This window comes from Microbulbifer sp. SAOS-129_SWC, assembly GCF_039696035.1.
GTDB lineage: Bacteria > Pseudomonadota > Gammaproteobacteria > Pseudomonadales > Cellvibrionaceae > Microbulbifer.
Window position 1 is genome coordinate 2348288 of record NZ_CP155567.1, and the last position, 12554, is coordinate 2360841.

The following is a 12554-nucleotide window of genomic DNA, read 5'->3' on the forward strand; positions in this document are numbered from 1 at the left end:
CGTTGAACAATGGGAGCAGCTTAGGACCTCAAGCTAAGTTGAGGTCAACAGCCGGGAGGAAATTCTTTCGCTGCGATCCGCCGGGCGTCCGCGGACCCATTCGTACACGCCCGGCTGTCGTGATCGCTTTCCGGTTGTCATCGTTTTCAAACGATGCGCTCCGGTGCCGTGTTCGGCTCGATACAGATGGCGATCAGCTTTGATGTCGGCGTAAAGCTGCCGACCCCGTAGCTTTCCAGCGGCACCAGCGGGTTGGCTTCCGGATAATAGGCGGCCGCGGAACCCGCTGGAATATCGTAATCGATCACGGTAAATCCCCGCACGCGGCGCTCTATGTCATCGTCCCACAGGGAGACGATGTCCACTTTTTGCCCCGCCTCCAGTCCGAGCCGCTCGATATCCTTGCGATTGGTGAACAGCACATGACGCCCGCCGGTGATTCCGCGATAGCGGTCATCGAGGCTGTAAACCGTGGTATTGAACTGATCGTGGGAACGCATCGTCTGCAACATCAGGTCGGGCTTGCGCGCTTTTTGCCGCACGCCGTCGCGCAGCAGGGATTCCAGCAGCGGGTTACTGACAAAGTTGGCGCGCTGGCTGTCGGTTTTCCAGCGCCGCTGGCCTGCAGCATTCTGCAGATAAAAGCCGCCGGGCTGTTCGAGTCTGCTGTTGAAATCCTCAAAACCGGGGATGACGTCGGCAATCATTTCGCGAATTTTGCTGTAATCGTCGATCAGTGACAGCCAATCGACGACATCGTTGCCGACTGTCGCATGGGCGATTCCGGCCACGATGGCCGGCTCGGAGCGCATTTGCGGTGACAGGGGTTCCAGCTGCCCGCGCGATGCGTGCACCATGCTGAACGTGTCTTCCACGGTCACGGCCTGGGGCCCGCCGGCCTGGTGATCGATATCGGTTCTACCGAGGCACGGCAGGATCAGCGCCTCGCGCCCGGTGACCAGGTGGCTGCGGTTCAGCTTGGTGCTGATGTGCACCGTGAGCCGGCAGGACTGCAGCGCCTTGTGGGTGCGCGGGTGGTCCGGTGTCGCCTGGGCAAAGTTGCCCCCCAGGCCGATAAAGACCTTGACCCGCCCCTCGAGCATCGCGGCGATACTCGTGACGACATTGACACCATCTTCGCGCGGGCAGTTGAAGCCGAAGCGCTTTTCGAGCGCATCGAGCAGAGCCGGCCCCGGTCGGTCGTTGATACCCATGGTGCGATCACCCTGGACATTGCTGTGCCCGCGCACCGGGCACAGCCCCGCACCCGGCAGGCCAATCTGCCCGCGCATTAGCAGCAGGTTGGTCATTTCCTGGATGGTGGCCACGGAGTGGTACTGCTGGGTGATACCCATACCCCAGGCAAAAATGACCCGCTCACTGGCGGTGTAGATATCCGCGATGCGCTCCAGCTCAGACTTTTCCAGTCCGCTCTGCCCCAGGATATGTTCCCAGCGGGTTTCCTCCACCAGGGTCCGGTATTCGTCAAAACCGCTGCAGTGTTCACGAATAAAAGCCAGATCCAGCGGCGCATTGTTGCCCGCGTCGCCGCCCTCTTCGGCCGCCCGCTGGCGCTCGAACAACAGCTTGGCAATGCCGCGCACCACCGCCATATCGCCGCCGAGCGCCGGCCGGAAATAGTCACTGCTGATGGGCGTGGATCCGTCGGTTAACATTTCTACCGGATGCTGGGGCGCCTGGAAGCGCTTCAGGCCCGGCTCCAGCAGCGGATTGAACGCCACTATCCTGGCGCCGCGGCGCGCGGCCCGGCTCAGAGGGTCCAGCATGCGCGGGGAGTTGGTGCCCGGGTTCTGGCCGAAGATAAAGATCGCGTTGGCGCGCCCCAGATCTTCATAAGTACAGGTGCCCTTGCCGACACCGATACTCTCTTTCATCGCCACACCGCTCGCCTCGTGGCACATGTTCGAACAGTCGGGCAAATTGTTGGTGCCATAGATCCGGGCGAACAGCTGGTACAGGAAGGCCACCTCGTTGCTGGCGCGCCCCGAGGTGTAGAACGCCGCTTCATCGGCAGAATCCAGGTCGTTCAAGTGCCGCGCGATCAGCGCGAAGGCGTCGTCCCAGCTGATCGGCCGGTAGTGTCCCGATTCGCGGTCGAAAACCATCGGCTCGGTCAGCCGGCCCTGGTACTCCAGCCAGTAGTCGTCGTGCTGCAGCAGCTGTTCGACGCTGTGCTCGCGGAAAAATGCCGCGTCGACCCCGCGTTTGGTTGCTTCCCAGTTGGTCGCCTTGGCGCCGTTTTCGCAGAAGCGGATGCGCCCTTCATCCGGCGCCTCGCCCCAGGCACAGCTGGGGCAATCGTAGCCACCGTCCTGATTGATGCGAAATAGCAGGCGCGTGTTGTCGAATGCCTGCCCACTGTCCAGCGTGGTATGGGCGACGCTGCGCAGCGCGCCCCAGCCTGCGGCGGGCCGCTCGTAGGGGCGAAAGCGGAAGGGTTTGATGGGTGGTTTCATCGGTGCTCCTTGCGACTGATGTACGCTGGCGGCTGGAATCGGGCGGCTCGACTGAGACGCAATCCTCTAGATTCAGGTTTCCACGACGGGGCTGTAAATACGGGCGGGATCACCCGCCGGCTGGTGAATCAGGTTGAGCCGTTGCTCGCGCGCCCAGCGCACACTGATATCCGTCGGCGACGACAGGCTCACCAGGGTGCCGACCCGCACGCCTGCGGCTTTCTGCACCAGTTCCAGGCCACAGCGACTGGTGACAGCGACGAAGCCGCTGCGCAGATCGATGTTGGCACGCAGACAGGCGCCGATCAGTTTGTCCAGCGCATTGTGGCGGCCGATATCCTCGCGGCACAGCCGGGTTTCACCACTCGCATCCACATACAGGGCGGCGTGCATGGCGCCACTGCGCCGCAGGTGTTGCTGCGCGCGCTCGAAACGCCGGCGCAGGTCGTGCAGATGCGGCGCGGGCGGCAGCGCGGCATGGGCAGGTTCGCCATCCCACACCGGTTGCGCCAGCGCCTGTTCCAGCGCGGCCACACCGCAGAGCCCGCAGCCGCTGCCACCGGTCTGGGCGCGGCGCGCGTACTTGAGCTGCTGGAAGGCACGCTGGGTAACGGTGATATCGACGGTAGCGCTGTCCCGATGCCGGGCGATGACAATATCAAGAATGTCCTTTTCCGCCGCGGCGAGTCCGTTGCAGACACTGAAGCCGACGGCATAATCCTCGAGATCGGCCGGCGTTGCCATCATCACCGCGTGATTGAGGCCGTTGTAACTGATGGCGACAGCGGCCTCTTCCGCCAGAGGATGATAGTGGTCCGCGCTTCCCGCATCGCGCCGGTCGCCGCCACTGCCGACGTCGCGCCGTTCTTCGTGGGGCGGAGAAGTCATCGGCGCGCAGCGCAATTCGGGCATAGTCGGATTCCATCCTGTATCTGCAATACAGCAATCCTAAACCCCGGTGGCGATATCGCAAACCGGCACAGTCCACCAATCCGGCAGACAAGCAGATTTGTCGGCTTAATCAGGATAGGAGGCGACTATGCTGACACTGCAACGGTGACAGGCGCCGGAGGGACAGGATGCGGGATAAATTCAACGAGCACGCGGCCAATGAACGCACCTTTCTCGCCTGGGTGCGCACCGCGATCGCCGTGGTCGGTTTCGGCCTCGCCGCCGCCAGGCTCGGGGGGCAGCAGACTCCGGTCTGGTCAGACATTGCCCTGATCGTCAGCGGCGGCCTGGTGGTATTGCTTTCCTATATCCGCATGCAGATACACCGCAAGCAAATCGATCGCCTGGAATCCTTCGACGACAAACCCGCACCAATTGACCTGCTGTTATTGGGGCTGGTCTTCAGCCTGTTTGCGCTGATGGTGTTCTTTGCGCTGCATATCACCTGACTGCCATGCAGCGCGTGGCGACAAATGCAGATGCACCGACCAAAAAAGCCCCGCAAGATGCGGGGCTTTTCATTGACCAATTGCGGCAAGCGGAACCTTACGATGTCTGGTGGCGCGCCTTGAACTCCCGGCGGCGGCGATGCAAAACCGGTTCGGTGTAGCCGTTGGGCTGGGCGCAGCCCTCGAAAACCAGTTCACAGGCAGCCTGGAAGGCGATGCTGTCGTCGAAGTCCGGCGCCATATCGAGATAAGCGGAATCCCCGGCATTCTGTCGGTCGACCACCGCGGCCATGCGCTGCATGGTCTCCAGCACCTGGTCCCGCGTGACCACGCCCTGCTTCAGCCAGTTGGCGATATGCTGCGACGAGATCCGCAGCGTGGCGCGGTCTTCCATCAGGCCCACATCGTTGATATCCGGCACCTTGGAGCAGCCGACACCCTGGTCGATCCAGCGCACCACATAGCCGAGAATGCCCTGGGCGTTATTGTCCAGCTCGCGCTGGATTTCCTCGGGGCTCCAGTTGGGATCTTCGGCCACCGGTACGGTGAGGATGTCCTCCAGGTGCGCGTGCGCGCGGCTGGCGAGCACCTGCTGGCGCTTGGCCACATCCACCTTGTGATAGTGCAACGCGTGCAGGGTGGCGGCGGTGGGCGACGGTACCCAGGCGGTATTGGCGCCGGCCATCGGATGCGCCAGCTTGGCGTGCATCATCGCCGCCATCTGGTCGGGGATCGGCCACATGCCCTTGCCGATCTGCGCCCTGCCCTTCAGCCCCGCTGCCAGACCGGTGTCCACGTTCCAGTCTTCATAGGCCTGAATCCATTTTGACTGTCTCATATCGCCCTTGCGGATCATCGGCCCGGCCAGCATGGACGTGTGAATTTCGTCGCCGGTGCGATCGAGGAAACCGGTATTGATAAACGCAACGCGCTCGCTGGCCGCGGCGATGCAGGCTTTCAGGTTCACCGTAGTACGGCGTTCCTCGTCCATGATGCCCATCTTGATGGTGTTGCGCTCCAGCCCGAGCGCATCCTCGATACGGCTGAAAAGTGTATTGGCAAAAGCCACTTCCTCAGGGCCGTGCATTTTCGGTTTGACGATATAAATGCTGCCGGTACGCGAATTGTTACGCGCACTTTTCCCGCGCAGATCGTGCAGTGCAATCAGGCTGGTGAGCATACCGTCGAGAATGCCCTCGGGTATTTCATTGCCGTCTTTGTCGAGAATCGCTTCGTTGGTCATCAGGTGGCCGACGTTGCGTACAAACATCAGGCTGCGCCCGGGTAACACCAGGGGGTTGCCGTTGGGAGAGGTGTACTCGCGATCCGGATTCAATGTGCGCTCGATACGCTCGCCGCCCTTGTCGATGGTCTCGCTCAGGTCGCCCTTCATCAGGCCGAGCCAGTTGCGGTAAACCGCCACTTTGTCTTCGGCATCGACCGCGGCGACTGAGTCCTCGCAGTCCATGATGGTGGTGAGCGCGGCCTCGACCAGCACATCTTTGATGCCGGCCGGGTCTGTCTTGCCGATGGGGCTCTGGCGATCGATCTGGATCTCGAAGTGCAGGCCGTGCTGGCGCAGCAGTATCGCCTCCGGCCGCTCGCTGTCACCGCGGTAGCCGGCGAACTGTCTACCCTGCTGCAGGGTGGCGACATCGCCGCCGGACAGTTCCACTTCCAGCAACGAACCGTTGATGCGGTATTTGACCGCATCCTTGTGGCTGCCAATGGTGAGCGGCGCGGACTGGTCGAGAAACTCGCGCGCGTAGTGAATCACTTTCTCACCGCGCACCGGGTTGTAACCGCTGCCTTTTTCCGCGCCGTCGGCCTTGCTGATCACATCGGTGCCATAGAGGGCATCGTAGAGGCTGCCCCAGCGCGCGTTGGCGGCGTTGAGCGCGTAGCGCGCATTCATCACCGGCACCACCAGCTGCGGGCCGGCCAGAATGGCAATCTCGGTATCGACATTCTCCGTTGTCGCGTTGACGTCCGCGGGCTCGTCGACCAGATAGCCGATCTCGCGCAGGAACGCGGTGTACTGGTCGAGATTGCGGTAGCCGCCGGGGTTGTCGGTATACCACTGGTCAATCTGCGCCTGCAGCTGGTCGCGCCGGTCCAGCAGGTCGCGGTTCAACGGCGCCAGGTCGCGGACAATTTGCCCGAATTCGGCCCAGAAGACGTCGGCGCCGATACCGGTCCCGGGAATCACCTCTTCCACCACCAGTTTGTGCAGCGCCTGGGCGATCTGCAGATCACCGATTTGGACTCGTTCCGTCATATCCGGACCTCTCATTGACTGTTGGTTCTGCGGCATTCTAAACAGCAGCCCAATCATATCGCTAATTTATAGCCGCTATTCTCACTATTCAGCGCGAGAATTTAGGTTGACCAGTAAGCCCGCGGAGGGGAATGCCGGCCCCCAAGGAAAATCGTGCACTGCCGAAATTGCCGGGGGGCACAGCGCCACCCGGCCGCTACAGCTGCCGCCCCACATCCAGAATCAGACGCCGCAACCAGCGGTGCGGCGCGCTCTGCTGCAGCAGCGGGCTCCAGGCCATTTTCAGCTCCAGTGGCGGAATCTCCAGCGGCGGGTCGCGACGCACCACACGCGGATTGTCGCGCGCCAGCAGGGCCAGTCGCGTGGGTACAGTGACAATCAGGTCGCTCTGCTCCGCGAGCAGCATCGCCACCTGGTAGTGGCGGGTGAACACGGTGATCTCGCGCTTCTCCCCCAGCCGGCCGATGGCCTCGTCCACCCAGCCGAGGCGCTGCACGTCTTCCGGGTTGACCCCCACGCCGACGCCCATACCGGTCTTCGACACCCAGATATGCTGCGCGCGCAGGTAGCTCTGCAGATTGTAGTCGCCGAGGATCGGGTTATCGGCGCGCATCACACAGGAGAAGGAATCCCGCCATACCGTGGCCTGGTGGAAACTCTGCGGCATGCTGTCGAAGCGGTTGATGACCATGTCCACCTTGCCCTGCTCCACATCCACAAAGCTCACATCGCTGGGGGTCATGATATCCAGGCTGATGCCCGGTGCCTGCTCGCGCAGCTGGATCAGCAGAGCCGGAAACAGCGTGGACTCGGCGTAGTCGCTCGCCATGATGCGGAAAGTGCGCCGCGCCGCGGCCGGGTCGAAATCCCGATTGGGCTGCACCACCCGGTCGATGGCGGCGAGTGCCTCGCGCACCATCGGCTGCAGCTCCAGCGCGCGCTCGGTGGGCATCATGCCCTCGCGGGTGCGCACCAGCAGCGGGTCGTCAAACAGGTCGCGCAGGCGCTTGAGACCGTTGCTCATGGCCGGCTGGGACAGGCCCAGATAGTTGGCGGCGCGGGTGACGTTGCGCTCGCGCAGCAACACATCCAGATAAACGAGCAGGTTGAGGTCGGCTCTCTCGAGGTTCATATATTTGCCTGGCTGATAGCGGGGATCACGATAATAAATTAGGTAAATTATGCCAGAGCCACTAGGATTCTCAACATCCAATCGCAGTCACATTTTCGAGGATACCTAGCCATGTCCACCTACGCTCAAGATATCGAAGCGGCCAGCAAACTCTGTGAAACCCACGGCAGTGCCTGGGACGCCATCAACCCGGAATACGTGGCGCGCATGCGTGCCCAGAACAAATTCAAGACCGGTCTGGATATCGCGCGCTACACCGCCGATATCATGCGCACAGACATGGAGAACTACGACCGGGACACGTCCAAGTACACCCAGTCGCTGGGCTGCTGGCACGGCTTTATCGGCCAGCAGAAGATGATTTCGATCAAGAAGCACTTTGAAGGCAATACCGATCGCCGCTACCTGTACCTGTCCGGCTGGATGGTCGCCGCGCTGCGCAGTGAGTTTGGTCCGCTGCCGGACCAGTCCATGCACGAGAAAACCGCCGTGGCCCACCTGATCGAAGAGCTCTACACCTTCCTGCGCCAGGCGGACGCGCGCGAACTGGGCGGCCTGTTCCGCGAGCTGGATGCGGCGCGCGAGGTCGGCGATAAGGCAGCGCAAAAGGCCGTGCAGGACAAGATCGACAACCACGTTACCCACGTGGTGCCGATCATTGCCGACATCGATGCCGGTTTCGGCAACGCCGAGGCGACCTACCTGATGGCCAAGCAGATGATCGAGGCCGGCGCCTGCTGTATCCAGATTGAAAACCAGGTGTCCGACGAGAAGCAGTGTGGCCACCAGGACGGCAAGGTCACCGTGCCGCACGAAGACTTCCTGGCCAAGATCCGCGCCGTGCGCTACGCCTTCCTTGAGCTGGGCGTCGACAACGGCGTGATCGTCGCGCGCACCGACTCCCTGGGCGCGGGCCTGACCAAGCAGATTGCCGTGACCAAAGAGCCCGGCGACCTGGGAGACCAGTACAACAGCTTCCTCGATTGCGAAGAAATCGCCGCCGCCGACCTGGCCAATGGCGACGTGGTCATCAATCGCGACGGCAAACTGCTGCGTCCCAAGCGCCTGGCTTCCAACCTGTTCCAGTTCAAGAAGGGAACCGGCGAGGCGCGCTGCATCCTCGACAGTATCACCTCCCTGCAGAACGGTGCCGACCTGATCTGGATCGAGACCGAGAAGCCCCACGTGCGCCAGATCGGCGCGATGATGGATGAAATTCGCAAGCAGGTGCCCAACGCCAAGCTGGTCTACAACAACAGCCCGTCGTTCAACTGGACCCTGAACTTCCGCCAGCAGGTTTTCGACACCTGGAAAGAGGAAGGCAAGGACGTGTCTGCCTACGATCGCGACAACCTGATGAGCGCCGAGTACGACGATACTGCGCTGTCTGCTGCGGCCGACGAGAAGATCCGCACCTTCCAGGCCGACGCCTCGCGCGAAGCCGGCATCTTCCATCACCTGATCACGCTGCCGACCTACCACACCGCGGCCCTGTCCACGGACAACCTGGCCAAGGCCTACTTCGGTGAAGAAGCGATGCTGGGCTACGTGAAGGGTGTACAGCGCAAGGAGATCCGCCAGCGCATCGCCTGCGTCAAACACCAGAACATGGCCGGCTCCGATATGGGCGACGACCACAAGGAGTACTTTGCCGGTGAGGCCGCGCTGAAAGCGGCGGGCAAAGACAACACCATGAACCAGTTCGGCTAACCGGAATTCAATTCCAGGCGGCCCCACGGGGCCGCAAAATATCCTTCACTCGTCTTGGGGGCCGCATTGCGGCCCCTTTTTTGTATCTGCGTTATGTTCCGGTCATGAAACCCGGGCGCCAATCCGGGCTAGCCTTAGGGTAATGATCTGTGACCAGGCGGAGCACTATGCAGGCTGCGCGCGGAGTGCTGGTGCTGAATGCCGGCAGCTCCTCCCTGAAATTTGCCGTGGTCGACCCGGACACCGGCGCCCAGCGACTCAGCGGTATCGGCGAATCCCTCGGCGACAGCGACCCGCGGGTATCCTGGCGCTGCGACGATGAAACCGGCCATCTCGCCCTCGACCCGGGCGCCGCGCACGCCGCGGTGCTCGACTACCTCGTCGGCGAACTGCTGCCGGCGCAGCCCGCGTTGCGCGCGCAGCTGATTGCCGTGGGCCACCGGATCGTGCACGGCGGCGAGCACTTTGCGCAGTCCGTACTGATCGACGGCGACGTCATTGCCACCATCGAAGACTGTGCCGCGCTGGCGCCCCTGCACAATCCGCCGGGGCTGCTGGGCATTCGCGCCGCCCGGCGGGCCTTTGCGCAACTGGATCAGGTCGCGGTATTCGATACGGCGTTTCACCAGTCGCTGCCCCCGCACGCCTACCTTTACGCCCTGCCCTACCGCCTGTACCGGGAACATCGCATCCGCCGCTACGGCATGCACGGCAGCAGTTACCGCTTTGTCAGCGAGCGCGCCGCAGCGCTGCTGCAGCGGCCGCTGAGTGCGCTGAATATCATCGCCACCCACCTGGGCAACGGCGCCTCGGTCGCCGCGATCAAAAGCGGCACCAGCGCTGACACCAGCATGGGGCTGACACCGCTCGAGGGGCTGGTAATGGGCACCCGCTGTGGCGATCTGGACGCGGGCGTGCTGATTCACCTGGCGGAGTCTCTGGGCTATGCGGTGGCGGAAATTCGTGCGCTTTTGAATCGCGACAGCGGTCTGCTGGGCATTTCCGGACTGAGTAACGACTGCCGCGAGCTGGAGCGCGCCGCCGGCAATGGCCACCGCGGCGCCCGCCTCGCCCTGGAAATCTTCTGCTACCGCCTGGCGAAATATATCGCCGCCTACACGGTACCCCTGCAGCGCGTGGACGCGCTGGTATTTACCGGCGGCATCGGCGAGAACTCGACCTGGGTGCGCGCGCAGACGCTGGAGTGGCTACGCGGCCTGGGCTACCGCCTCGACAGTGCGCGCAACCGGCAGATGCGCGCCGGTGCCGAGGGCGCGATCACCGCGGCCGGCAGCCCGCTGGCGCTGGTGATCCCCACCAATGAGGAATGGGTGATCGCGCGCGATGCGGCGCGGCTGGTCGCAGCGCAGGAGTAGCGAACCATGTCGCGCACCATAATGCTGATCCCCCTAAGCCCGCGTGTCGGCATCACCTCTGTCAGCCTCGGTGTCACCCGCGCGTTGGAGCGCAACGGCGTGGGTGTGAAATTTTTCAAGCCCGTAGCGGAACCCGAAGAGCACCGCGGAGTAGAGCGATCAGCCGAAATCCTGCGCCGCGGATCCGGGCTGGAAATTATGGATTCCTTCAGTGCACGTCACGCCGAATCGATGATCTCTGCGGGCAACCTGTCCGAACTACTCGAGGATATCCTGGCACGGTATCGCCGCTGTACGGTGACGGCGGAAGTGGTTCTGGTTGAAGGGCTGCTGCCAGACAGCGACAGCCAGCTTGCCAGCCAGCTCAACTACCAGGTTGCCAAGGCACTGGATGCCGAGGTAGTACTGGTTGTCTGCCCGCACCTGGACTCCACCCGGCAACTGCAGGAGCGGCTCGCGTTTGCCGATGAGCAGTTCGGCGGCCGCGAAGCCGGCCGGGTAATGGGGTGCATCATCAACAAGGTGGGTGCGCCGCCAACCATGCCGGACGCATTGGGAGCGGACCTTTCCGGATTTTTCGGGCAGGTGGAAAGCCGCCGCAGCACGCTGGATATTCGCGCGCTGAACCGCAAGAGCCCGGTGCCAATACTCGGCTGTATACCCTGGAGTGCCGAGCTGCTGGCACCGCGTGCAGTGGATCTGGCAGAGCATTTCAACGCGGAAGTCATCAATCGCGGCGAGCTCGCGTCGCGCCGTCTGCGCAGTATCACTTTTTGCTCCCGCTCGCTGGGCAATATGATCCATCGCTTTGTCACCGGCGCCATGCTGGTGACCTCCGGGGACAGGCCCGATGTGATTGCCGCAGCCGGCCTGGCGGCCATGAACGGTGTCGATATCGGCTGCCTGCTACTCACCGGGGGCTACCAGCTGGAGCCCGCGCTGCGCAAACTGTGTACCCCGGCGCTGGAAACCGGGCTGCCGGTGCTGCTGGTAAAAACCAATACCTGGCAGACTGCACTGCACCTGCAGAATTTCAACACACGCACGCCGACTGACGATACACAGCGTATCGAAAAGGTACAGGAGTTCATTGCCGGAAACCTGGATCGGCAGTGGGTGGAATCCCTCAGCCGTGCATCCGCCCGTCCCAAACGGCTGTCGCCGCCGGCATTTCGCTATCACCTGACCGAGCTGGCGCGCCAACACCGCAAGCGCATCGCGCTGCCGGAGGGGCATGAGCCGCGCACCATCAAGGCCGCGGTCATTTGTGCCGAGCGCGGCATCGCCCGGCCCGTTTTGCTGGGCCACCCGAAGGAAATCCGTCGGGTGGCCGAACAGCAAGGGGTCAAACTGGGAAAGGAAATCGACATCATCGATCCGGTCGCGGTGCGCGAACAATACGTCGCGCCGATGGTGGCGCTGCGCAAACACAAGGGCCTGACCGAAGTCGTCGCCCGCGAGCAACTGCAGGACAACGTGGTGCTCGGCACCATGATGCTGGCGCAGGGCGAGGTGGATGGCCTGGTGTCGGGTGCCGAGCACACCACGGCCAATACCATTCGCCCCGCCCTGCAATTGATCAAAACCGCCCCCGGGGCGAAACTCATCTCTTCCGTGTTTTTTATGCTGCTGCCCGACCAGGTACTGGTATACGGCGACTGCGCCATCAACCCCGATCCCGATGCCGGGGCGCTGGCCGCGATTGCGATCCAGTCAGCGGACTCGGCACAGGCGTTTGGTATCGACCCACGGGTAGCGATGATCAGCTATTCCACCGGCAGCTCTGGCTCCGGCTCGGATGTGGACAAGGTCCGCGAGGCCACGCGCCTGGCCCGGCAACAGCGGCCGGACCTGGTCATCGACGGACCGCTGCAATACGACGCCGCCATCAACGAGGATGTGGCCCGTAGCAAAGCGCCCGGCAGCGCAGTCGCCGGCCGCGCCACAGTACTGATTTTTCCCGATTTGAATACTGGCAATACCACCTACAAGGCCGTGCAGCGCAGCGCGAATCTGGTGAGCATCGGACCGATGCTGCAGGGCATACGCAAACCCGTCAACGACCTGTCGCGCGGTGCGCTGGTCGACGATATCGTCTATACGATTGCCCTGACGGCGATTCAGGCCGCACAGTAATTCAGCCTCCCGACTGATCGCGGGGCGGCACGTCCACACGGACGG

At 62.9% G+C, this 12554-nt stretch carries 8 protein-coding genes; 4 read left to right on the forward strand and 4 right to left on the reverse strand.

Annotated features, from left to right (window positions below):
• Positions 1 to 146: 146 nt before the first annotated feature.
• Both ABDK11_RS10250 and ABDK11_RS10255 read right to left on the reverse strand, forming a co-directional pair.
• Positions 147 to 2477, reverse strand: coding sequence for an FdhF/YdeP family oxidoreductase (locus tag ABDK11_RS10250; RefSeq protein WP_346836410.1), 2331 nt, complete (start codon positions 2475 to 2477; stop codon positions 147 to 149).
• A 72-nt stretch (positions 2478 to 2549) separates the two neighbouring features.
• Positions 2550 to 3389, reverse strand: coding sequence for a formate dehydrogenase accessory sulfurtransferase FdhD (locus ABDK11_RS10255; RefSeq protein WP_346836411.1), 840 nt, complete (start codon positions 3387 to 3389; stop codon positions 2550 to 2552).
• 167 nt (positions 3390 to 3556) lie between these two features.
• Between ABDK11_RS10255 and ABDK11_RS10260 the strand changes: the two genes are divergently transcribed.
• On the forward strand, positions 3557 to 3877 hold the full coding sequence (locus tag ABDK11_RS10260) for a DUF202 domain-containing protein (RefSeq protein ID WP_346836412.1): 321 nt from the start codon (positions 3557 to 3559) through the stop codon (positions 3875 to 3877).
• 97 nt (positions 3878 to 3974) lie between these two features.
• On the opposite strand, the gene ABDK11_RS10265 is transcribed toward ABDK11_RS10260, so the two are convergent.
• Together ABDK11_RS10265 and ABDK11_RS10270 are read right to left on the reverse strand one after the other, a co-directional pair.
• Positions 3975 to 6155: a malate synthase G gene (locus ABDK11_RS10265; protein WP_346836413.1), complete on the reverse strand. Its 2181-nt coding sequence runs from the start codon at positions 6153 to 6155 to the stop codon at positions 3975 to 3977.
• Positions 6156 to 6351: 196 nt separating this feature from the next.
• Entirely contained in the window at positions 6352 to 7287 is a 936-nt protein-coding gene (locus tag ABDK11_RS10270; RefSeq protein ID WP_346836414.1) for a LysR family transcriptional regulator, read from the reverse strand.
• Positions 7288 to 7398: 111 nt separating this feature from the next.
• Between ABDK11_RS10270 and ABDK11_RS10275 the strand changes: the two genes are divergently transcribed.
• The 3 genes from ABDK11_RS10275 (at position 7399) to pta (ending at position 12509) form a co-directional block, all read left to right on the forward strand.
• Complete coding sequence (locus ABDK11_RS10275; protein WP_346836415.1) at positions 7399 to 8997, forward strand: isocitrate lyase; 1599 nt, start codon at positions 7399 to 7401, stop codon at positions 8995 to 8997.
• Positions 8998 to 9164: 167 nt separating this feature from the next.
• Positions 9165 to 10373 (forward strand): acetate kinase, encoded by a 1209-nt coding sequence (locus tag ABDK11_RS10280; protein ID WP_346836416.1) that lies wholly within the window; start codon positions 9165 to 9167, stop codon positions 10371 to 10373.
• A gap of 6 nt (positions 10374 to 10379) precedes the next feature.
• The gene (pta, locus tag ABDK11_RS10285) at positions 10380 to 12509 is read left to right on the forward strand and encodes a phosphate acetyltransferase (protein ID WP_346836417.1); all 2130 of its coding nucleotides are present in this window, start codon (positions 10380 to 10382) and stop codon (positions 12507 to 12509) included.
• Positions 12510 to 12554: the final 45 nt, after the last annotated feature.